At 43.1% G+C, this 22,113-nt stretch carries 19 protein-coding genes; 8 read left to right on the plus strand and 11 right to left on the minus strand.

Annotation, left to right across the window (positions count from 1 at the left end; translation table 11 throughout):
• Nucleotides 1-184: 184 nt before the first annotated feature.
• Together HC965_RS06810 and HC965_RS06815 are read right to left on the minus strand one after the other, a co-directional pair.
• Nucleotides 185-1,780: a HAMP domain-containing sensor histidine kinase gene (locus HC965_RS06810; RefSeq protein WP_191030789.1), complete on the minus strand. Its 1,596-nt coding sequence runs from the start codon at nt 1,778-1,780 to the stop codon at nt 185-187.
• A 485-nt stretch (nt 1,781-2,265) separates the two neighbouring features.
• Nucleotides 2,266-2,793 (minus strand): DJ-1/PfpI family protein, encoded by a 528-nt coding sequence (locus HC965_RS06815; RefSeq protein ID WP_191030790.1) that lies wholly within the window; start codon nt 2,791-2,793, stop codon nt 2,266-2,268.
• Between the two features lie 166 nt (nt 2,794-2,959).
• Between HC965_RS06815 and HC965_RS06820 the strand changes: the two genes are divergently transcribed.
• The gene (locus HC965_RS06820; RefSeq protein WP_191030791.1) at nt 2,960-3,307 is read left to right on the plus strand and encodes a helix-turn-helix domain-containing protein; all 348 of its coding nucleotides are present in this window, start codon (nt 2,960-2,962) and stop codon (nt 3,305-3,307) included.
• A gap of 12 nt (nt 3,308-3,319) precedes the next feature.
• Nucleotides 3,320-3,775 (plus strand): GNAT family N-acetyltransferase, encoded by a 456-nt coding sequence (locus tag HC965_RS06825; RefSeq protein WP_191030792.1) that lies wholly within the window; start codon nt 3,320-3,322, stop codon nt 3,773-3,775.
• Between the two features lie 419 nt (nt 3,776-4,194).
• Here the strand turns inward: HC965_RS06825 and creD are convergent, their stop codons facing one another.
• From creD to HC965_RS06840, 3 genes are read right to left on the minus strand one after another with little or no spacing between them, the layout of a single operon-like run.
• The gene (gene creD / locus HC965_RS06830) at nt 4,195-5,547 is read right to left on the minus strand and encodes a cell envelope integrity protein CreD (protein WP_191030793.1); all 1,353 of its coding nucleotides are present in this window, start codon (nt 5,545-5,547) and stop codon (nt 4,195-4,197) included.
• A gap of 26 nt (nt 5,548-5,573) precedes the next feature.
• Entirely contained in the window at nt 5,574-5,870 is a 297-nt protein-coding gene (locus HC965_RS06835; protein ID WP_191030794.1) for a transcriptional regulator, read from the minus strand.
• Nucleotides 5,871-6,470, minus strand: a complete 600-nt coding sequence (locus tag HC965_RS06840; protein WP_191031390.1) for a hypothetical protein — start codon at nt 6,468-6,470, stop codon at nt 5,871-5,873. It abuts the gene before it with no gap.
• A 180-nt stretch (nt 6,471-6,650) separates the two neighbouring features.
• Here HC965_RS06840 and HC965_RS06845 point away from each other — a divergent pair, with 180 nt between their 5' ends.
• The 4 genes from HC965_RS06845 to HC965_RS06860 are packed head-to-tail and all read left to right on the plus strand — an operon-like array spanning nt 6,651 to nt 11,077.
• Entirely contained in the window at nt 6,651-7,091 is a 441-nt protein-coding gene (locus HC965_RS06845) for a MarR family winged helix-turn-helix transcriptional regulator (RefSeq protein WP_191030795.1), read from the plus strand.
• A complete protein-coding gene (locus HC965_RS06850) occupies nt 7,072-8,391 on the plus strand; it encodes a TolC family protein (RefSeq protein WP_191030796.1) in 1,320 nt (439 codons plus the stop codon). Before HC965_RS06845 ends, HC965_RS06850 begins: the two co-directional genes overlap by 20 nt.
• Nucleotides 8,392-8,405: 14 nt before the next feature.
• Nucleotides 8,406-9,476, plus strand: a complete 1,071-nt coding sequence (locus tag HC965_RS06855) for an HlyD family secretion protein (protein ID WP_191030797.1) — start codon at nt 8,406-8,408, stop codon at nt 9,474-9,476.
• Nucleotides 9,473-11,077 carry an MFS transporter gene (locus tag HC965_RS06860; RefSeq protein ID WP_191030798.1) on the plus strand — a complete coding sequence of 535 codons (1,605 nt, stop codon included), beginning with the start codon at nt 9,473-9,475 and terminating at the stop codon, nt 11,075-11,077. The genes HC965_RS06855 and HC965_RS06860 overlap by 4 nt, the downstream gene beginning before the upstream one ends.
• A gap of 77 nt (nt 11,078-11,154) precedes the next feature.
• Here HC965_RS06860 and HC965_RS06865 read toward each other — a convergent pair whose 3' ends face one another.
• Both HC965_RS06865 and HC965_RS06870 read right to left on the minus strand, forming a co-directional pair.
• On the minus strand, nt 11,155-12,645 hold the full coding sequence (locus tag HC965_RS06865; RefSeq protein WP_191030799.1) for a UxaA family hydrolase: 1,491 nt from the start codon (nt 12,643-12,645) through the stop codon (nt 11,155-11,157).
• Between the two features lie 30 nt (nt 12,646-12,675).
• Complete coding sequence (locus tag HC965_RS06870) at nt 12,676-13,740, minus strand: LacI family DNA-binding transcriptional regulator (protein WP_191030800.1); 1,065 nt, start codon at nt 13,738-13,740, stop codon at nt 12,676-12,678.
• Between the two features lie 252 nt (nt 13,741-13,992).
• Between HC965_RS06870 and HC965_RS06875 the strand changes: the two genes are divergently transcribed.
• Both HC965_RS06875 and HC965_RS06880 read left to right on the plus strand, forming a co-directional pair.
• Nucleotides 13,993-15,018, plus strand: a complete 1,026-nt coding sequence (locus HC965_RS06875) for a sugar kinase (protein WP_191030801.1) — start codon at nt 13,993-13,995, stop codon at nt 15,016-15,018.
• 59 nt (nt 15,019-15,077) lie between these two features.
• Nucleotides 15,078-15,746 carry a bifunctional 4-hydroxy-2-oxoglutarate aldolase/2-dehydro-3-deoxy-phosphogluconate aldolase gene (locus HC965_RS06880; RefSeq protein WP_191030802.1) on the plus strand — a complete coding sequence of 223 codons (669 nt, stop codon included), beginning with the start codon at nt 15,078-15,080 and terminating at the stop codon, nt 15,744-15,746.
• A gap of 178 nt (nt 15,747-15,924) precedes the next feature.
• On the opposite strand, the gene HC965_RS06885 is transcribed toward HC965_RS06880, so the two are convergent.
• Genes HC965_RS06885 through HC965_RS06900 form a run of 4 tightly spaced genes read right to left on the minus strand, consistent with a single transcriptional unit; the run spans nt 15,925 to nt 22,080 of the window.
• On the minus strand, nt 15,925-16,254 hold the full coding sequence (locus HC965_RS06885; RefSeq protein WP_191030803.1) for a DUF2149 domain-containing protein: 330 nt from the start codon (nt 16,252-16,254) through the stop codon (nt 15,925-15,927).
• Nucleotides 16,251-16,868 (minus strand): MotA/TolQ/ExbB proton channel family protein, encoded by a 618-nt coding sequence (locus tag HC965_RS06890; RefSeq protein WP_191030804.1) that lies wholly within the window; start codon nt 16,866-16,868, stop codon nt 16,251-16,253. Before HC965_RS06890 ends, HC965_RS06885 begins: the two co-directional genes overlap by 4 nt.
• Before the next feature lie 33 nt (nt 16,869-16,901).
• Complete coding sequence (locus tag HC965_RS06895; protein WP_191030805.1) at nt 16,902-17,600, minus strand: hypothetical protein; 699 nt, start codon at nt 17,598-17,600, stop codon at nt 16,902-16,904.
• Between the two features lie 52 nt (nt 17,601-17,652).
• The gene (locus HC965_RS06900) at nt 17,653-22,080 is read right to left on the minus strand and encodes a cobaltochelatase subunit CobN (RefSeq protein ID WP_191030806.1); all 4,428 of its coding nucleotides are present in this window, start codon (nt 22,078-22,080) and stop codon (nt 17,653-17,655) included.
• Nucleotides 22,081-22,113: the final 33 nt, after the last annotated feature.

The raw sequence follows: 22,113 nt of genomic DNA on the forward strand, positions 1-22,113 counted from the left end.
GAGAGATGTTTGTTTGTGGTATCCTTATTTTATTGTTTTATTTTAGTAGGGCAAATGTAGTGAAAAAAAGGATTGAAAAATTATTTCTATGATTAATTTTGCCGGAATACTTGTTTTATCGGATACTTTCGCTCTTTTTTTTATGCTAAACTCGCATTTTGCGAGTACTAGCATATCTTTTTTATCAGGCTGTATAGGGGTGAGTGAACCAAAAACGACTGCCGATTCCCAATTTGGATTCGACGCCGATAGTACCACCAAGGTGCTCGATAATACTTCTACAAATGGACAATCCCAATCCTGTACCTTTTGAGAAAGAATTGAGTTTTACGAAACGGTCGAACACTTTATCTGCTTTTTCGGGAGCAATCCCCATACCTGTATCTGTAACGGAGAATTCTATTTCACTCGTAATTTCATTTAGATGATATTCAAGAGTAATCTGTCCTGTCTCCGTAAATTTGAGGGCGTTATTAATGAAGTTCGTAATCACCTGCATCAAGCGTTTCTTGTCTGTATAGATATAATATTCGGGCAAACCGGATGCCAGCAAAACCGGTACGGGCTTATCCTCTTTTATATCATAATTGCGCATAATATCTTCACAGAAGCTCTTGATATCCAAATGATCCATCGTGAAATCGAGTGTTCCTGCTTCTATCTTTGATAAATCGAGAATGTCGGATATTAGTTGTAAGAGCAGGTCTGTATTCTCATGCATGATATTCACGTATTCCTGGCGTTCTTCTTTATCGTCCGATTCTACCAGTAGACTGGCAAATCCGACAATCGCGTTTAATGGCGTACGTATTTCATGACTCATATTAGCTAGAAAAGCAGATTTCAGCCTGTCCAGGTTTTCCGCTTTCTCTTTCGCTATCCTCAATTCTTCTTCTATCGTTTTCTGATGGTCAATATCGACACTGGTGATTACGTGTGCCATTTGTCCGTCTATCCAGGCAAACGCGGCACTGAACACACGAAACCAGCATTTGTCAAACGGGCGTTGGTAATCCCAGGAATAAACCTTGGTTGGCAACCCGTTTTCATCTATCAAATGCTTTTTCGGACAAAACTCACATTCTCCTTTCTTATCCGTGTAAAGAGCTTCCCAGCACTTCTTTCCTTCGAAATGTTTAATGCCGCCATAGGGGGCGGCCATAGATTCATTGGCATATAACATGTCATGAGAATCGAAAGAATTCACATAAATATCAACTCCCATATTGTTCATAATGCTGCCTAAAGTCTTACTGGCCCGCACTTCTCTTTCTTTATATTCGCGGACGGCAATTTCTTTAGACAGAGAATCTAATAGCAGATGAATAATTTGCAATTCATCATCAGTGAATTTTATTGTTTGTTCTCTGTCAGCAAATCCAACAAATCCGATGATTTTTCCTTCTGAATCTTTAAACTGGCGGACTAATAATGACTCCGCATTATAAAAATCCATGATGGCAATATCGTTCGGGGAAGTGGTCGTATTTCTATGACTATAAAAAGGAGTATTTCTATTCTTTGTATAGTCAATGTGTTCCCTGGTCATCTCGTTTATTTCAAAACGAGGTCTTAGGGTATTTCTCTCATTCCCAATGGTTTCCTTTAAATAAAAATAACGGAATCCGTCTGTCTGATACACGAATCCTCTTTTGAATCCATAGTACTTGCAAATATCTGTCAGAGATTCAGTGACTTTCTTCTCTATGGATTCACAGCCGTTCAATCTTTCTAAAAAATGAAGTAAAAATACATTAAAACCCTCTTTCTCTTTAATCATATAATTTTTTTAACACCATTAGTTTGTAATACCCTAGCTGAACATCCCACTTTTTTTCATAAAACTTCAAGCTGCTAATATACAAACTTTTAAACTGTTAGAATTTTTATTTCGGTATTTTATGATGTATTGTTTTTCTTTATTTTGGCACGAAAAGAGAAGTGATTTTTGAAAGTAAGATTGAAGGAGCAGATGTATATCGAATATCCATACATCTCTTTGATGGTATTTATTGTTGAATATTATTTGTGTTTGCTATAGGATATCTTCTTTTTGAATTTGATTTTCCAACTACTTGAATATTAGTGGAATACGGATAGCCTTTTTCCTTTAAAACCAACGGGTCGTTCCTTTTAAAGGAACGACCCGTTGCTCACCGAGAAACACACTGTTCCTTTTAAAGGAACGGACTACTCCATAAACAGGTATTTATATCCTATGTGTTTTGTTCGTTTTTATTGTCCGAATTTGGCTATGACCAACTTTTATTTCAATGCATCGATAACCTGCGGCATCATTGTCCAAATGGTGTTTTCATCTTGAGCCGTGAAGAAGTTACCATCCACCTCTGATTTTTCGTCAGTAGCCGTTCCGTTTTGAATAGCCGGTTTGGCTAATGGATGAACAGCTACTTTTTTACCTTTTGTAATTCCTGCAAAATCAAACATCATTGCACCTGCACAATGCCCGATCATCATTTTTCCTTTATCTCCGAATGTCTTGATGACCTGCATCAAATCTACATTATAAGGTTTATCCGCATTTTGCTGGAACACGGGAACTGCATCTCCGCAAGAGAAGACAAGTGCGTCAAATTCATCTTCATGTCCTTTAAGATTTGCAATCACATCGTCCACTGTCAGGCTGATTCCCGAATTTGTTTTAATCTCTTTAGTATCCGATACGGCAAATACTTTATACGAAATACCATTCTCGAAAAAGGCTTCCAGATATTGGAATAACCCACAACCATTTACCGGATTCACTGCTAAAACTGCTACTTTCTTTGCCATAATGATAATTATTTAAATGAAACAATAGTTATTATTAGTAAGTTTATTACTTTTGTGATGCAAATGTATCTTTCTTGATTGAGAAATGCAATAACGCACCTCTAAATAAGGAAGTTACATGAAGGTAACCATTGTTGAAACTCAATGAAATACAAAACGTTAAAAGATGAAAAACTTTTTACCTACAGGGAATTGTCCGGTCAGGAATGTACTTTGTCGCTTGGGCGATAAATGGTCAATGCTGGTATTGATTACTTTGAATGCCAATGGAACGATGCGTTTCAGTGATATTCATAAAACGATAGACGACATCTCTCAGCGGATGCTGACGGTTACTTTGCGTACGCTGGAATCGGACGGACTGGTAGAGCGTAGGGTGTATGCCGAAGTACCCCCTCGTGTAGAGTATTACCTGACAGCTACCGGTGGTACACTGATTCCGCATATTGAAGGCTTAGTAGGATGGGCCTTGGAACATATGGATGGGATTTTGGAACATAGAAATCATGAATAACTTTACAAAAAAATGGAAATACAACCAATTACTACAGACAAAAAACAGTTTTTAGATTTACTGTTGTTGGCGGATGAACAGGAAGATATGATTGATAGGTACCTGGAACGTGGCGAAATGTTCGCTTTATATGATAATGGTATAAAAGCGGCCTGTGTTGTCACCAGTGAAGGCCCCGGAGTTTATGAAATCAAGAATATCGCTACGATTCCTGCTTTTCAAAAACAAGGATACGGAAAACGTCTGATAGAATTCTTATTTGAATATTATAAAGGTAAATGCTCCGTTATGTTGGTGGGCACGGGCGATGTTCCTGCCTCTACTACTTTCTATCAGCGTTGCGGTTTCACCGTTTCACATCGGGTAAAGAATTTCTTTACGGATAATTATGACCATCCGATGTTTGAGGACGGGGAACAATTGGTCGATATGGTGTATTTGAAGAAAACATTATCATCAAGTGAATAAAAGAATAATATTGTTTGTTTATATTACTATTTAACGTTTGGACTTAATTCCTGTTCCTAATTATAAAATTTGCTGTTCCTGTATTTTTACAGGAAAAACGGATTCTCTTAATAAACGTGATTTCCGTTTATAATAAACTTTTTGATAGTTTATTAAAAACGGTATCAGAGTTTATTAAGAACTATTTTTTTGCTTTTTCGGGTTGAAACAAGATTCTTCGAGCTGAAATATATACAAAATGGGGCAATAATCATTCGACTATTGCCCCACGCTATATTGGAACTGGTACTTATCTGTACTAGAATAAAGACTAATTATGTATCTATTTTTCTTATTTTATTCATGCTGTTTTTTGTTTTTCTTTTCTCAAAGATACAACATAAAAAGTCATTTGTCAAGTGTTTCATCGAAAATACCGGTTATTCGTTGAACCAATCTATCTTCTTTGAGAAATACATTACCATTGCTAAAATGATAAATAATCCTAAGCTTCCTGCCAGTAGTGCGTAGGTTTCCAACTGAATCAGGACGAATATATAGAGATAGAGTACTCCCAACAGACCTGACATAATCAGTGCAGGTTTCTTTCTTTTGGTAATTCCGAACATATATCCACCGACCAGTACAATTGTTAGTGCAGCAGATAATAAATAGGCTGGATTGAAGCCGATATGCTCGGAGAAGGAGAGTAGTAGGCTATAGAACAAGCAGAGTGCCAATCCAACCAATAAATATTGTAAAGCATGAATCCGGGTTTTATTCATAATTTCGGTAAAGAAGATCACTCCGAATGTCAGCAAGATAATCAGGATAGCATACTTTGCAGAACGCGTGGATTGCTGATACTGTTCTACCGGAATTTTGAAGTTGACACCGAAACTGGAGTTTTCGATATCCTTGAGGTTGGAATTGTTGTAATCCACCATTACCTGTGAATAATTCCGGTTCAGGTTCAACACTTGCCATTGAGCCGAAAAGTCCTTTTCGGTAATGTCACGGTTATTGGGCAGGTAGCTTCCTGTGAAGCTGGGGGTATTCCAGTTAGCTTTCAAATCTACACGGGTCGTTTTGCCCAGGGGGATGAAGTTGATGGACTGCGAACCTTTCAATTTGATTTTTATTTCATAAGGCAGCTTTTTATTCTGCTTCAGTTCCGATAAGTCCGCGATGGCATGTACTCCGGTGCTACCTATTCCCCTGTTATCCATTCCCGGTTCGAATACATAGACAGAATCTCCCAGGGTAATGCTGATTTGTTCGCTGATACCTCGCATATCAGTCAGATTCAGGCAGATGGCTGCCCTGTCAAACTGCAACTGACTCATATCTATTCTGCTCTTTTTCAATTCTTCCGAGCTGAATGAACCTTTCATTGTTAGTTCCGATTGATAGACATTGACTTCGTAGATACTTCTTTTCAGAATCTCGGTTTTCAGTTGGCCGTTAACCAAAAGCTCATCGGGGAAAAGTATCAGGTCTTTAATAGAAACCTTTTTCTCTCCGTTGTTTTCTGTGACAACCGGAAACTGTAAGTTCAGATAAGGGCCGGTGATGGTCTGTGCAAGACTCCATTTTTCGCTTACCTCGTCGATAGCTTCTTCCTGTGTTCGTCCCCGTTCGGAAATAAGATTTTCAATCATGAACATCGGTATCATCAGGAGAATAATCAATATTCCGATAATGACCACCTTGATTGTTTTGGAGAAACGGTGAAGGCATCCCATAGGTTGCTGTGCCTGTTGCTCGTTTAAGTTTTCATTGAAATCGTCCATAAGCCAGTAGTGTTTTGATGAATTATTTATTTTGATTTTAAAAATTTCTCCAGGGCTTCAATATGAGATTTGAAAGCGTCTCTGCCCGACTTTGTTGCTTGAAAAGCAGTCCGTGGCTTTCGTCCGACAAAACTTTTGTTGCATACGATATATCCCAGTTCTTCCAGGGCACGGGTGTGACTGGCAAGGTTGCCGTCGGTCAGTGAGAGCTGTTCTTTCAGAAAATTGAAATCAGCTTCCTCATTCACCATCAGAACAGCCATGATACCCAGTCGCACCTTGCTTTCGAATGCTTTATTAATATATTGGAATGATTCTATCATTTATGATTTCTTTCTTTCGTAATGTAAATAGAACAATATGCCATAGAGGATATGGAAACCGCCGAAGCCTATCGTCCAAAATAGCAGTGAATGACCTGCCCAAAAGCAGTCGATAGCACCCAGGCAGATGAAAGCATAGCCCAACCATGCCACGCTGGAATAGGTAAACTTGGAAACATTGACCAATGCCAGTCCGTAAAATAAAAGCATGATGGATGCTAGGATATCGTAATACTCGTGCATCAGGATGGAAATACATACAATACCACCGGTCAGCATCGGAAGGGAAAAATTCCATAATGCCCGATAGGTGAGCCGGCTAAAAAACTTCTGTCCTGTCTTTTTTGATTTACAATAAGACAGGATTCCGGCAGTGACGGCAGCGGCTGCCAGTACCGACAGGGCTATGATAGCCATTAATTCCAACGCGACGATTAAATACGTGTCCGGTGTGATAACTTGTGTCGCGATGTACGCGCCAGCCAATGCGTAAATGCCTGCCATGATGGCGGCCAGACCACTAACGGAGATAAACTTTGAGGACTTTTCCATCAACTCTTTTATCTCAAAAACCGATTCTAATGCTTTATCTTTATTTATATTAAAAGTACTTTGTAGTGCAAAGTAAAATAAAAGATTTAAGATGAACAAGATTTTATCTGATTATTTCAATAAATAGATTCAAAAAAGAAGTTGGATAGATGAAATTAGTCAAATGTTTGACTAATTCGATGGGAATACGTACCTTTGTGCCCGAAAAAGATAAAAACGATTTTTGGAATGAGAGAAGGAGCGGAGTTCAGAGAACTCATGTTACAGATTGTCCGCACACGTATGGCTTTTCGCCGGTCTATGCAAAGGACACTAAAGAAGAATAACGCAGGTATTACATTCGAAATGCTTCAGGTATTGAGTAGTTTATGGCACGAACAGGGCATCAGCCAACAGATATTGGCGGAACGTATAGCGAAGGACAAAGCATGCTTGACTAATCTGATGAACAACCTGGAAAAGAAAGGGTATGTCTGCCGGAAGGAAGATCCGACCGACCGGCGTAATAAACTGGTGTTTCTGACTCTGGCGGGTGAGGAGTTCAAAGAGCAGATTCGTCCGGTTTTGGATCAGGTTTATGTATATGCAGAACGTGTTATCGGTATTGAAAGTATTGAAACAATGTTGTCTGAATTAAATAGTGTCTACGATGTTCTTGAAAAAGTCTAAACTATATCCGGCAATTTTATTCGGTTTGTTTTCTTTCCCCCAATGGATAAACGCGCAAACAGACTCTTTATTTCTTACTGTCGACCAGCTTTTCGAACGGGGGGTGCAGCATAGCCTGCAACTCCAGGCAGACGCAATGAAAGAATCTATGGCACAGGAACGGGCAAAGACTGCGAGAACCGCACAACTGCCGGAACTGCAAATCGGACTGAAAGGCGGATTCGTCGGGCAGCCCGTCGTTTGGGAACGGGGATTGTCCGACCCGCTCTATCCGGATGCGCCGGACTGGTCGCAAAACTATGCGATTGATTTGGCGCAACCTATCTATCAGGGTGGCAAAATCCGAAGTGCTATCCATAAGGCGGATATAGAGAAGCAAGTTGCTGAATTGCAGACTTTGACCGATCAGGCGGAGATTAAACTGAAATTACTGAATCAGTATATGAATCTGTTCAGTCTCTTTAAGCAGCATGATATCTTGATGCGGAATATAGAAGAGTCGGAACTCCGGTTGCGTGATATTCGCCGGATGAAAAAGGAAGGACTGATTACCAATAATGATGTATTGCGAAGTGAAATGCAGTTGACGAACGACCGCTTGTCTTTGCAGGAAACGGAAAACAGTATCACGCTTGTATCGCAACAACTCGATATTCTGTTGGGACAGGATGAGAACTTGTTATTGAAACCGGATACCAGCTTGCTTTATCAGGCAGTTGCCTTGCAATCTTATGATGATTATATCGTTCAGGCGTATGCGAATGAGCCGGCTATGAAGTTGCTTCGTGCACAAACGGAACTGGCAAGGAATGAAATCCGCTCTATCCATTCTCTCTCACTCCCCAGCGTATCGCTATATGCGTCGAATACACTGGCACGTCCCGTTTCGCGCACATTGGCGGATATGTACAACAATAACTGGAATGTAGGTGTGTCGGTTTCTTATCCTTTATCGTCATTGTATAAGAACAATCATAAAATAAAAGAAAGCAGAATGATGGTGTCGTTACGGAAGAATGAGGAAGAGCAGAAGATGCAGGGGATACGCATGGATGTACGTTCCGCTTTCTTGCGGCATCGGGAAGCATTGCAGAGGGTAGAGGCTTTAAAACTGTCTGTCCGGCAGGCAGAAGAAAATTATCGTATCATGCAGAACCGTTATCTCAATCAACTGGCTATCCTGACTGATTTGCTTGACGCAAATTCCGTCCGTCTGAATGTCGAGTTGCAGTTGGTTACTGCACGTACCCGTGTGATTTATACTTATTATCAACTTCAGAAGGCTTGTGGTCGTCTTTAATATACAGAACGGATATGGCAAATGAATGGAAAGAAAAACAGCAGAAGCTGAAGAAACTTAGAGTCCGTAACATTATTTTAAATTTGGTATGTATCTGTTTGGCGGGTTCCGGCCTTTGGTGGACTGCTACTTACTTTTGGCGTTATGTCAACTATGAGGTGACGAACGATGCTTTTGTAGACCAGTATGTGGCGCCCTTGAATGTACGGGCTTCGGGCTATATCAAAGAAGTGCGTTTCAAAGAACATCAATATGTTCATCAGGGAGATACGTTACTGGTGCTCGATAATCGTGAATATCAAATAAAGGTAAAGGAAGCGGAAGCTGCCTTGTTGGATGCACATGGTTCGCAGGATGTACTTCATTCGGGGATTGAAACTTCTCATACGAACATTGCCGTGCAGGACGCCAATATTGCCGAAGCTAAAGCAAAACTCTGGCAACTGGAACAGGACTATCATCGCTTTGAACGCTTATTGAAAGAAGAATCCGTCCCGGAACAACAGTTTGAGCAGACTAAAGCAGCTTATGAAGCGGCAAAGGCACGTTATCAGGCATTGGTTGCGCAGAAACAGGCGGCATTGTCGCAATATGCGGAAACAAGCAAGAAAACGACGGGTGCGGAAGCCGCTATTTTACGGAAAGAAGCGGATCTTGACCTGGCTACACTGAATTTGTCCTATACGGTTCTGACTGCTCCCTATGACGGATATATGGGCAGGCGTACACTGGAACCCGGTCAGTATGTGCAAACCGGACAAACTATCTCTTATCTGGTACGTAACAAGGATAAATGGATTACCGCCAATTATAAGGAGACACAGATTGCCAATATCTATATCGGCCAGCAGGTACGTATCAAGGTGGATGCAGTGCCCGGAAAGATTTTTCACGGCGAGGTCACTGCTATTTCTGAGGCGACAGGTTCTAAATATTCATTAGTTTCCACGGATAACTCCGCCGGGAATTTTGTAAAGGTACAACAGCGCATACCGGTACGAATCGAACTGGAAGATGTTTCTTCGGAAGAAATGGCACAGTTGAGAGCCGGCATGATGGTGGAAACAGAAGCATTGCGCAAATGATAACGATGAAAGAATTGGAAGCACCTGTCCGTCAATGGGTGCCCGATTGGCTTGGACTTGTCAGTATCTTCATCGTGATTCTTCCGGTCACCATGCTCAATGGTTCTTATACGGGTAGTATGCTGGAAGTTTCGAACACATTGGGGACTAATTCGGAAGATATAACGATGGGATATTATGCCGCTTCGGCAGGTATGGCTATTGCTTATCCTATCATTCCGAAAGTCTTGGCTGCCTTTTCCGTGAAATCGTTGTTGCTGATTGACTTGTTGCTGCAATTCTTCCTGAGTTGGATTTGTGCGCGTACGCAGAATGCGGATATTCTGATTGTCTGTAGCTTTGCCGTCGGTTTCCTGAAGGGATTTCTTATGTTGTGGTTCATTCGTTATGCCCAAAAGATTTTCAGCCGGAAGAATGTGCGTAGTGAGTTCTATTCTTATTTTTATCCGTTGGTTTACGGTGGGGGACAGGCTTCGATGTTGGTAACCGCTTTGCTGGCATATCATTATAATTGGAAATATATGTATTACTTTATGATGGTGCTGATTCTGATAGCCATTCTGTTCGTTATCATCTGCTTCCGTCATAATCGTCCTATCAAAGCTGTTGCATGGGCTGGCCTGCATATTCGTGAGATGTTTGTTATTTCGGCCGGGTTACTGATGTTGATGTACGTTATCAATTACGGAAAAGTGCTCGACTGGATGGCTTCTGACAAGATATGCATATATATCATTATCGCCCCTATGCTGATTGCCTTGTTCATTTGGCATCAGAGCCATTCGGAGAACCCTTATGTGAGCCTTGCGCCATTATTTCAGGCAAAAGCGATTGTCGGCTATCTCTATATGATGCTTGTCATGTTTTTCAGTACCTCGACCACGCTGCTGACTAACTATCTGACTGTTATTCTGAAAGTGGATACTACGCATACCTATTCCCTTTATATTTATTTGCTTCCGGGATATATAGTCGGTGCGTTTATCTGCTTTTGGTGGTTTCGCTGGCAGCGTTGGCGTTTCCGTTTTCTGATAGCGGGCGGGATGAGTTGTTTTGTGATATTCTTCGGTATCCTGTATTTCGGCATATCGCCGACCAGCACTTATGAAATGCTGTACTTGCCTATATTCTTCCGTGGCTTGGGAATGTTGACTTTGATTATAGCTTTTGCCTTGTTTGCCGTTGAGGATTTGAATCCGAAATACTTGTTATCGAATGCTTTCTTTCTGATTATTTTCCGTTCCGTACTGACACCTATTATGGCTACTTCTTTTTATAGTAATGTGCTGTATCGGCTGGAACAGAAATATATGTATTCACTTTCGGAGACTGTAACGGCTACCGACCCGTTGGCAGCATCCCGGTATAGCCAGTCTTTGAGTAATGCACTAACGCAGGGGCGCGGATATGATGAGGCTGCGCAACTGGCAACTAATTCTTTATATACTACCTTGCAGCAGCAAAGTTTATTACTCGCACTGAAAGAAATATTGGGCTACCTGCTGGTCATATCAATCATCATAGCCATTGTCTCCCGTTTTATTCCGTTTCATAAAACGCTTCGTGTCACATTTAAGAAAACAGGTGACGATATGGTTTAATACAAAAAAAGTTGCTATCCCGTTCAACTTATCGTTGAGTGAGGGATAGCAACTTTCATTATATAGTTCTAACAATATTACAAAGTCACGCCTGTCTTAAAGATTGCAATTTCGCGATAACCTTTCTTTTCGTTATTTACGAACTCGCCGCTTGCCACTTTGACAACATACTCAATGAAGCGTTCGCAAGTCTTTTCCATGGGTTCGTTCTCAACGATAACCCCTGCATTGAAGTCAATCCATCCCGGTTTGTTTTTAGCCAAAGTCGAATTGGTGGAAATCTTCATTGTCGGAACGAAAGTGCCGAATGGTGTTCCGCGTCCGGTTGTGAAAAGTACCATGTGGCATCCGCTTGCTGCAAGAGTAGTGGCTGCAACCAGGTCATTGCCCGGAGCAGAGAGCAGGTTAAGCCCTTTCTTCTGCAAACGTTCGCCGTAAGGCATTACGCCGGATACATAACTCTTTCCGCATTTCTGTGTACATCCCAGTGCTTTTTCTTCCAGTGTAGAGATACCGCCGGCTTTGTTTCCCGGAGACGGGTTTTCACCGACAGGCTCTCCGTGAGACAGGAAGTATTCCTTGAAGTCATTAATCAGATGTACTGTCTGCTCGAACAAATCTTTGTTTTCGCAACGGTTCATCAGAATCGTTTCCGCACCAAACATTTCGGGAACTTCCGTCAATACGCTTGTACCACCTTGTGCAATCAGGAAATCGGAGAACATACCCAGCAACGGATTCGCCGTAATACCGGAGAAGCCATCGGAACCACCGCATTTCAAACCTACACGAAGTTCGGACAAAGGAACGTCAGTACGTTCGTCTTTGGACGCTTTCGCATATAAATCGCGCAGGATTTCCATACCTTCCTCATATTCATCGCCTACCTTCTGTGTAACCATAAACTTCACGCGGTCTTCATCATACTCGCCCAGAAATTCACGGAATACATCCGGCTGGTTGTTTTCGCATCCTAAACCGACTACCAGTACAGCACCCGCATTCGGATGAAGCACCATGTCACGAAGAATCTTCTTGGTGTTTTCGTGGTCGTCACCGAGTTGCGAGCAACCGTAGTTGTGCGGGAAAGCGACAATGGCATCCACGCCTTTGCCTTCCGTTTCGCGACGCAGTCCTTCGGCTAATTGTCCGATGATGCCGTTCACGCAACCTACAGTCGGGATAATCCATATTTCGTTTCTAATACCTACGTCACCGTTTTTACGGCGATACCCTTTGAAGGTGAGGTTTTTGTGGGCGATATTCAAAGAAACCTGAACCGGGTTGTAGGTATAGTCCAGCAATCCGGCGAGATTGGTCTTGATATTCGTTTCGTTCATCCAGTCACCCTGTTGCTTAGCCATCAAGGCATGACCGATGGGGTAACCATACTTGATTACATTTTCACCCTCTGCAAAATTCTTCAATGCGAATTTGTGTCCGGCGGGAATGTCTTCGTTCAATGTAATCTCAATGCCATCTACAGAAAGATGCTCTCCTGCCGGGAGGTTAACAATGGCAACGGCAACGTTGTCGGCAGGATTAATTCTTAAATACTTTGTTTCCATGTAATGTACTTGTAAAGTTGTATTTCGTTGTTATTTGCTATGGTAATAGTCAATTGTTTCTACTGTTAACAAGTCGATGGGCATATAGTTGATGCAAATTACCTCTTTTTTGAAGATGAGGTGGTCGCAAAGAGCTTTTATACCGTTGGCGCCTTGTAGTTCCGGTTGCTGGGCAATGAGGAAAGAGATGTTCCCTTCTTTCAGGCAGGTGACGTTTCGTTCCAGGAGGTCATAACCTATCAGATTAAAATCTTTCTTTCCGCGGCTTTGCAGGTATTCGCCGACGATGTAGACTTTGGAGTTGAAGGTGATTCCGTTTTTCACCGTCGGGTGGGCACGGAAGAATTCATCCAGCATCTCGTTGTCTTCGTCGTTGCGTTCGGCATGCAAGTCGAGCTCCAGTATATTACAAGACGGATGATGTTCTTCCATGTACTGCCTGAAACCGATTTCTCTGTTCTCTTGCTGGTTAGAACCTACAATTCCTTCATGTATTTTACGGAAAATGACGATTTCCTTCTCGTCCCGTGCCAATAACATCATCATCCGTGCGGCAAAATATCCGCTTTGGCGCGAGTTCTGACCGAAGAAGGCGAGGGGAGGAACGTCCTTGATATTTGAGTCTATATATATATAAGGTATATCCAGTGCCTGCAACTGGTCCGTGAATCCCTTTGTATATTGGGGAGCGGTAGGAGCTACCATGACTCCGTCCGGCTGAAGCTTCAGAATCGCTTCACTGGCATCGACAAACGAATGATAGTCGTATGGGTCGTAATAGTTGATCTTCACCGAAGTGTTGAAATCCGAATAGGTGGCGATAGCTTCATGGATACCCAACTCAACGGCTGTCCAGTATTCGCCTTCCAGGTGTTCCGGCAAAAGACAGATAAACGTATATTTCTTGTTGGATGCCAGGGCACTGGCGTACATGTTGGGCTGATAGTCGAGTTGCTTCAAGATTTCTTCTACGCGTTTTTTGCTTGCTTCCGATACTCCGCTGCGTCCGTGAATGACGCGGTCTACCGTTCCCACTGATACGTCCGCCAGGCGGGCGATGTCTTTGATTCTAATCCTTTCGGGCAATTTATTCATACGATAACCTTATTTATATAGGTATATGTGCTCGCACACAATAATAATCTTAATATTTTCGATACAAATATATAACAATTTTTGTAATTACGAAAATTGTTGTATCTTTGTGCCCGCACACGAAAGGTATGCGATGTTAACCTTTTGATGGTTTAATAATCATGTTATCAGTGTGTTAACCCTAAAAATAGGGCTAAAATGATAAATTGAAAGTTCATAATATTAATAACTTAGAAATTAAAACATAAAATTATGGGAAAGAAAGTCGTTACGTTAGGCGAAATCATGCTTAGATTATCAACTCCGGGTAATACTCGTTTTGTTCAATCTGACTCTTTTGATGTAGTATATGGTGGTGGAGAAGCGAACGTTGCAGTGAGCTGTGCCAACTACGGACATGAAGCTTATTTCGTAACTAAATTGCCGAAACACGAAATCGGACAGTCTGCTGTGAACGCATTGCGTAAATATGGCGTGAAGACAGACTTTATTGCTCGTGGTGGCGACCGCGTAGGTATCTACTACCTGGAGACAGGTGCTTCTATGCGTCCTAGCAAGGTTATTTATGACCGCGCTCATTCTGCAATTGCTGAAGCTGACGCTGCTGACTTCGATTTTGATGCTATCATGGAAGGTGCTGACTGGTTCCATTGGTCAGGTATCACTCCGGCTATCTCTGACAAGGCTGCCGAACTGACCCGCCTGGCTTGCGAAGCTGCAAAACGTCATGGTGTAACTGTTTCTGTTGACTTGAACTTCCGTAAGAAACTGTGGACTAAAGAAAAAGCACAGTCTATCATGAAACCGCTGATGCAGTTTGTAGACGTATGTATCGGTAACGAAGAAGACGCAGAACTTTGCCTGGGATTCAAACCGGATGCTGACGTTGAGGCAGGCCACACAGATGCTGAAGGTTACAAAGGTATCTTCCAGCAGATGATGAAAGAATTCGGATTCAAATATGTAGTTTCTACATTGCGCGAATCTTTCTCTGCTTCTCACAATGGTTGGAAAGCTATGATTTACAACGGAGAAGAATTCTATACTTCAAAACGTTATGATATCGAGCCGATTGTAGACCGTGTAGGTGGTGGTGACTCATTCTCTGGTGGTATCATCCACGGTTTGATGACTAAGCCTAATCAAGGTGAAGCTCTTGAATTTGCTGTTGCTGCATCTGCTTTGAAACATACTATCAATGGTGACTTCAACCTTGTTTCTGTAGAGGAAGTTGAAGCATTGGCTGGTGGTGACGCAAGCGGTCGCGTACAGAGATAAGTCGGGAACTGAGAGTTGAGAGTTTGAAAAATCAATTCATTTAAAATAAGAAAATTAAAATGGCAAAATTCGATAAAATAGCCGTATTGAATAAAATCGGCTCTACAGGTATGGTTCCTGTATTCTATCACAAAGACGCAGAAGTTGCAAAGAAAGTAGTAAAGGCTTGTTATGATGGTGGTGTTCGTGCTTTCGAATTCACAAACCGTGGTGACTTTGCACAGGAAGTATTTGCTGAAATCGTGAAATTCGCAGCAAAAGAATGTCCTGAAATGGCAATCGGTATCGGTTCTATCGTTGACCCGGCTACTGCTGCTATGTATCTGCAAATTGGTGCTAACTTCGTAGTAGGCCCGTTGTTCAATCCTGAAATTGCTAAGGTATGTAACCGTCGTTCGGTAGCTTATACTCCGGGTTGTGGTTCTGTATCGGAAGTTGGTTTTGCTCAGGAAGTAGGTTGCGACCTTTGCAAAGTATTCCCGGGTGACGTTTACGGAACTAACTTCGTAAAAGGCTTGATGGCTCCGATGCCATGGTCTAAGTTGATGGTAACCGGTGGAGTAGAACCTACTAAGGAAAACTTGACTGCATGGATCAAAGCCGGCGTATTCTGCGTAGGTATGGGCTCTAAACTGTTCCCGAAAGATAAAGTGGTAGCAGAAGACTGGGCTTATGTAACTGCAAAATGTGAAGAAGCTCTCGGCTATATTGCTGAAGCTCGTAAATAAGATTAGAGGGCGGAAGCCATTCTATATAGAAAAAGGGGCTGATGCGACAGTCTCTTTAAAATATGCCTCAATGGGTTAGTTAGTTTAGTTAGTAAATGAGGCATATTTTCATTTTGTTTAAAGGTGTTTAAAGGGGATAGGCCATCGGAATGAGCGACTCATTTCGGTGGCTTGTTTTTTATTTTTCGGGTACGTAGATGATTTCTCCATTATCTAACTCGTAGGCGATACCTACTTTCTTACCTCGTTTTCCTTCTTTCTTATCCTGGTCTTCGGATGGAGTATAACGGTTTATCTTTTCTCCTTCCTTAGTGATGATTTCCATGTTCTCCTTACCGGGATTCTTCACCATCGTGAAGTCTTCCTGCGAAAACACTTCCGTCATGTTGTACCGGGTGACAAGAGCCACCATCAAGGCAACCGCGAAAACCATAGCAACGTCGAACAGGTTGGAAACTACGCTGATTGGGTCGGCGTCCTCTTCTTTTCGTAATAAGTTGTGTTTCATTTCTCTACGGTTTTAGTATTGTTTCTCTTTTCGTTGAGTAACTCGGAGATAAATTCCAGGTTGGTCATATCCTGCAAATACCAGCGTTGTTTTACCTGTTGTGTGAGGAAACCTACGGCACCGGCTACCAAACCGACTACGGTCGTTGCAAAAGCTATCTGCATATTATAAGCCATGGAAGCGATATCACCACTCGCCAGCCCTGCGAGGGCAGGTCCCATTGGAATTAGTGTTCCCATGAGTCCCAGGATAGGGCCGAGTTTCGTCAGCGTTTTAGAGATGGCAAGGTCTTTGTCGGCCGCGATTTCAAAGTTGGCGAGCAAACGCTGTACCTGTGCCGGGGTGTCGCGGGCATCCAATATCTGGCGCATATACATAATAACGAGTGACCTTGATTTCTCCGGTAGTTTGGAGCTTAAATCCACGACGGTGTCTGAAGTTAATTTTCCCAGTTCATTGCGAAGCAGAGCTTCTGTTTTGCGGATAGATAAGTATTGACCGTAGAAACTGCCGGCAAGTAATATGGCACGGCAGAAAAGGATGATTAATAACACGATGACAGGAACGAGTAATCCTGTAGAAATCCAATATAAAATATCTGATATGTAGTTCATTGTTGTTGATTATTTAGTAAGTTATTTCTTTTTTTATTTCATGCTTTTTTCTTTTCGTTTGCTGCGGATGTTCCACCAGATAAGCCCTAAGACTCCTCCGGCCAATGCGATAGCTATCACGCCCAATAGCGCTTTCCAGTCTATCTCGCTGACACCTGCTGCCGAAGTCTTTCCGTTTACAGTGGCTACAATACCCAGTATGGCTACCAGTGCATTGGTCAGGAAGAAAAGTTCCAGTCGCAGTTCTTTTTCAGGCAGGAGGTAGAGTAGCAGGTATCTTCCGCACGGTATCACTACCAGTATGAAAGCTGCATAGCTCCAGGCTATCGTTTGGAAAGAAATACCGGGAAATGCGAAGATGAGGTAAACCAATCCACTGAATAAAACCGGGAAAATCAATAATCCCGGAAACCAGCGGAGGAAACGGTACATCACTATCATGCGCGGCTTGACCGGATAGTCATTGGCTACGTGGACAGCCAGCATGGCATAAGCCATTTGTATGCAGACTTCAATACTTAGAATCACAGATGTATCCAGCATCAAAGGCTGGTTACTGAGCCAGTTGGCTATCTGTGATTTCGACTGCTCGATGGCATACGGCCACATCAATCCGGCAAACACAGCGCAGATAGCGGCGATAATGCCCACCGCTATTGCTTTCCAAAACGTTTGCTTCAACAGAAAATTAAATGCTGTAAGAAGCATAAGTACAAGGACAACTGTATCCATTATTGTTAATTACAAATTACTGATTACAAATTCTAAATTACCGGTTTTTGATTTATACCTGACCGCTTTTGCGTCGTTTGCGTACAAAGAGTATCAAAGCAAGTATAACGATGATAACGGCGATGCCGACGGCTACATTGCTCAATGTATTTGTCTGCTGTTCCGCTGTCTGATTTATCTCTTCTTTTTTCATAACCATTCCTTTATCCTCTCCGCTTGTTTTAGCTTCGCGGATTTTGGAGATGTTCTCTTTATACTGAGCGGCAGTTTGTGCATTGGATTTTGAAGCGATGAAATCGCGGAGCTTTGCATTGTCGCAGACAAATCCCGAACAGGACGGACGATAGGTATTTACTATCTCCGTGTGCAATTTGCTCAATTCTGCTACTTGTTCCTCGCTTGCTTTCCACAATCCTTTGCGGACACTTTCCAGCATAACGGCTGTCATTTCTTCCAGGGCGGCAGGGTTCTGTTGCTCAAAGTATTTCTTTACTCCCAGGTTGAGCTCGTCCTTTACATATACATTATAGATGTTATCCCATAGTTCCTTGTCGATAGCGGCAGGTTTCATCACGTTCCATCCGTATGTATTGGTGATAACATCCGCAAATTCACTGGCTGAGGAAGCTCCACCTTTCATCTTCTCTTTGATATACGCAGGATTCAGAATCGTTGTACGGCTTTCCACTCCGACAGCTTCTTTAAGCTCCTGCATCTTCATATTGTTGCGGTTGCGGTAATCGCTAAGATAAGCATCCGGGTCTTTGCCGGTTACATTCCGCACCGCAAGGTTCATTCCACCCATAAATTCATAAACATGGTCAAGGCTTAAAGCTCCCCATGTATTGCTTTGGCGGGGCTGGACTACGACATCTGTACGGGTTAACGCAGCTTCGAAAGCAAATTTCTGAAAGGCTTCCCAATTCTTCTCGCTGCCATAGTAAGCTCCCATATTATTGAGATAAGTGGCGGCGATTTCCGATTCATTTTCCCAGCGGTCACCGGCTTCCACCATTTCCTGAATACCCGAACCATACGAACCGTTGGCTCCACCGAATACGCGGAATGTAGATATTTCACGGGCATCTTTCGGACTCAATCCTTTTTCCGTTAGTACACGTTCGGCTTCGACCACACTGGTAGCAACCTGATTTTCAAACTTGTCATCTTTCGCGGCGGCAGCCATTTCTACTGCCCGGTTTATTAAGAACAGGCGGGAAGCGGCAAGGTCACGGAGTTGTCCGGAAGTCTGTACTACTACATCAATGCGTGGACGTCCCAACTCTACGGAAGGAATCAGCTTCAAATCACTGACACGACCGAAGGCATCACGTACAGGCTCTACACCCAACATATAAAGAACCTGTGCAATAGTAGCACCGCCTGTCTCTATAAATTCGGATGACCATAAAGTGTAGCTCACTTTGCGTGGTATGGAATCGTTGTGACGTTGCTTGTAAGTATCAATCGTTTGTTTGGCAAGAGCGATACCTTTTTCCCAGGCAGACTCCGTAGGGGTTGCTTCGGCATTGATGGCATACATATTACGTCCCGTAGGTAATGTATTCGGATTGGCAATCGGGTCACCGCCCGGAGTAGGAGCGGTGTAGCCGCCGTCCAGTGCGTTAATCAAACTGCTAAGTTCCTTTTCGGGACTTGTGAGAAGTGCATTCTTATAGTTACCCACATTCTTGATGGTACGTTCCACTTCAGCTATTGCAAGTGCAAATTCCACTTCTTCCTTGCTATATTCTTTCGGAGCTTGTCCCATAGCCGCCATCATGGCTGCCATACCTTGTGGCTTTTCCTTTTTATCTGTTGCAACTTCTTTACCCTTTGCGGCTTCTTTATCTGTTGCAGCTTCCGGTTTATCCAAAGAATCGGCAGCTTTCTCTTTGTGAGCCTTCATTCCGGCTTCCATCTTTTTCAGAGCTTCAGGACTTGCTCCCATTGATTTAGCCATTTCCATAGCTTTTTCCGGGTCCATATTAGCCCCCATCTTCTTCATGGTTTCTCTCATACCTTCAGGCATTTTGCCGTGCGGAGATTTCTCTTTTCCTGCCATGCCCGGATGGCCACCGGTTTTTCCTTCCTTTGCATTTTCTTTTTTGGCTGCCGCAGCCATCATCATAGCCATCATGCCTTTCGGGGCATTGCGGTCGGCTTCTATCTGACGTGCTTTGGACAGTTCTTGTGGTGTAATTCCGGCAGTACGGCAAATAAGTTCGTCCGTAGCTAATGCAGGATTGGCCATCAATCTTTCTACCAGCAGACGGGCAGGAGTCAGGTATTGTTGTGTAAAGAGACTACGGTGTTTGCTGACAGCATCCGTAGCTTTTCCACGCTGCTTGTCGAGAGCCAAAAGACTGTAAGCAATCGGTTCTGTTGCCATTGCATAGACGGAAGACGTAATTCGTTCCGGTTCGTATGGGACTCCCATTGTATAGAGCTGTCCGGTAATTTTCTCCGTAGCCAGTTCCTCTGCGAAGTTCTCTACGCGGGCGATTTCATCTTCTGTATAAGGTTGGTTGGCAATGCTGTCCAGTCCCAAATCACGATGAATACCCATTTTTACAGTCAATGTCTTGACAGCCAATGATTCCTGGTCTTTATTTTCTTTCTGCGAGTTATTATAGATTTTAATCTTTTCCATCAGCTCCCGGTAGATACCGCGTACACTGCTTTCGAGGAAAGGAGGGGTGAGATAAGACTGTATCGTTGCATAAGAGCGGCGTTTAGCCATCATGCTTTCTCCTACATTACCGATAGAATAGATATAGAAGTGGGGCACTGCACCTACCAGGCGGTCGGGCCAGTCATTGCTGCACAATGCCACCTGTTTTCTCGGGGTAAATTCAAGACTACCGTGCGTACCGAAATGAATCAGCGCATCAGCCTTGAAGCCATGCTGCATCCATAGGTAAGAAGCGACATAAGTATGCGGTGGAGCCATATCCGTGCCGTGCACCACCTGAAAAGAGTTATCACCGCTTCCGGCAGCATTTTGCGGCAGCAGGACAACATTTCCGAATTGCAGGCGGGCGATGCCCAGTTTGCCATCGGGAGTCACCATGTAATTTCCGGGGAACTCACCGAAAGCATCCACTACTTCCTTATATTTCTCCGGACGGAGCGATTCTTTCACCCAACTTTCGTATTGCTCTTTGGTTATCAGCTCGGGGTGTCCGTCCTGCATGAATTCATTGAAAGCTCCTTCGGCATAAGTGTTGAAAACAGCCCCTTGTGCCTGTATCATCTTACCTAATTCTTCAGCATTGGCAGGCAGATTGGAGACGTTGTATCCATCCTGTTTCATACGAACCAAAAGATTGTAAAGAGAAGGAACCACTTCCATTCCGGCGGCGGTCAGTGCGTTCTGCCCGGGGCCTTTGTAATAGTAGATAGCAACCTTTTTCTCATTATTTGGCTTGACATTCAGATTCAGGTAATTGTTTATCGTAGAAACGAAAGTCTTCAAGCGTTCGGGGACAGCGTAAGAATGGCGCAGTCCTTCTTTATCTTCGTACTGTGCAAATAACGCGAAAGGACGAACCGCACCGTCGATTTCCGGGGTTACGATACTTTGCGACATGAATCCGCCTGCCATTCCCATCGGGTCTTTTTCCCATTCATCTACAAGGCTGTTGATGGTGAGCGGTGCAAATAGCAGGATATTCTTTGCTTTCAGGTAATCCACCATTTTGTCGCCCATACGTCCATGAGCCATGTTGATGATAGCATTTGGCTCTATTTCGTCAATGAAAGACATAAATCTCGTCATTGACTGGACAGGATAAACATTGTAACCTTCTTTTTCGAGAGCTTCAATTAATCCGGTGGCATCCGCCATCTGTCCGGTAATCATAATTTTTTTTGCACCCTCTTTATACAGGTTGTTTTCCTTCATGAATTTCTCATAGTCTGCGACAGAGAGAAATTCCAGCTCATCATCCGGGTTCGTGAGTCCCGCATGATACAGCATATCGCTCGGTCTTTCCGCCGGGTCTTCCACTTCCGGAACGGAAGACATTTTACCGTCAATCGCTTTACGGATATAGTTCAACATATTCCGGTAGTTGGTTTTCCCGCCGTTCGTCAGGTAGCCGCGTATCAGATTCTGCTGCACGCTGTCAAGGTTGCAAATGTTGTTGGCGGGATTCGTTGCCATGGAAGTATATACAGGTACGCCTTTGTCAGCCGCCTGCTGTATTTGCTGACGCTGTTCTTCGACAACGCGCAAGCCCATGCCGTTGACAAATACCATATCGTAACTTGCCAGGCGGTCGAGGTTGTCAAGAGATACTTCACTCAGTTTGATGGATGAATTATCGTTGGCTTTCGAGATGCTTCCCTGTTGTATGGTCTGGAAGTTGACAAAGGCAACCTTTGTAGCGCTGAACCAGGCATTCCATACGGATATTCCTATCAGAGCCGCAGCAACGATGCATACACCTAAGATGATTTTGCTTTTCTTTTTCATTTCTCTTATTTTTAGCTTTGTATGTAGTTTTAT

Source organism: Bacteroides sp. GM023, from assembly GCF_014750685.1.
Classification (GTDB): domain Bacteria; phylum Bacteroidota; class Bacteroidia; order Bacteroidales; family Bacteroidaceae; genus Bacteroides.

Coding starts and splice junctions, on each gene's coding strand:
- HC965_RS06810 (WP_191030789.1), bottom strand. CDS start 1,780: ATGATTAAAGAGAAAGAGGGTTTTAATGTATTTTTACTTCATTTTTTA.
- HC965_RS06815 (WP_191030790.1), bottom strand. CDS start 2,793: ATGGCAAAGAAAGTAGCAGTTTTAGCAGTGAATCCGGTAAATGGTTGT.
- HC965_RS06820 (WP_191030791.1), top strand. CDS start 2,960: ATGAAAAACTTTTTACCTACAGGGAATTGTCCGGTCAGGAATGTACTT.
- HC965_RS06825 (WP_191030792.1), top strand. CDS start 3,320: ATGGAAATACAACCAATTACTACAGACAAAAAACAGTTTTTAGATTTA.
- creD (WP_191030793.1), bottom strand. CDS start 5,547: ATGGACGATTTCAATGAAAACTTAAACGAGCAACAGGCACAGCAACCT.
- HC965_RS06835 (WP_191030794.1), bottom strand. CDS start 5,870: ATGATAGAATCATTCCAATATATTAATAAAGCATTCGAAAGCAAGGTG.
- HC965_RS06845 (WP_191030795.1), top strand. CDS start 6,651: ATGAGAGAAGGAGCGGAGTTCAGAGAACTCATGTTACAGATTGTCCGC.
- HC965_RS06850 (WP_191030796.1), top strand. CDS start 7,072: ATGTTCTTGAAAAAGTCTAAACTATATCCGGCAATTTTATTCGGTTTG.
- HC965_RS06855 (WP_191030797.1), top strand. CDS start 8,406: ATGGCAAATGAATGGAAAGAAAAACAGCAGAAGCTGAAGAAACTTAGA.
- HC965_RS06860 (WP_191030798.1), top strand. CDS start 9,473: ATGATAACGATGAAAGAATTGGAAGCACCTGTCCGTCAATGGGTGCCC.
- HC965_RS06865 (WP_191030799.1), bottom strand. CDS start 12,645: ATGGAAACAAAGTATTTAAGAATTAATCCTGCCGACAACGTTGCCGTT.
- HC965_RS06870 (WP_191030800.1), bottom strand. CDS start 13,740: ATGAATAAATTGCCCGAAAGGATTAGAATCAAAGACATCGCCCGCCTG.
- HC965_RS06875 (WP_191030801.1), top strand. CDS start 13,993: ATGGGAAAGAAAGTCGTTACGTTAGGCGAAATCATGCTTAGATTATCA.
- HC965_RS06880 (WP_191030802.1), top strand. CDS start 15,078: ATGGCAAAATTCGATAAAATAGCCGTATTGAATAAAATCGGCTCTACA.
- HC965_RS06885 (WP_191030803.1), bottom strand. CDS start 16,254: ATGAAACACAACTTATTACGAAAAGAAGAGGACGCCGACCCAATCAGC.
- HC965_RS06890 (WP_191030804.1), bottom strand. CDS start 16,868: ATGAACTACATATCAGATATTTTATATTGGATTTCTACAGGATTACTC.
- HC965_RS06895 (WP_191030805.1), bottom strand. CDS start 17,600: ATGGATACAGTTGTCCTTGTACTTATGCTTCTTACAGCATTTAATTTT.
- HC965_RS06900 (WP_191030806.1), bottom strand. CDS start 22,080: ATGAAAAAGAAAAGCAAAATCATCTTAGGTGTATGCATCGTTGCTGCG.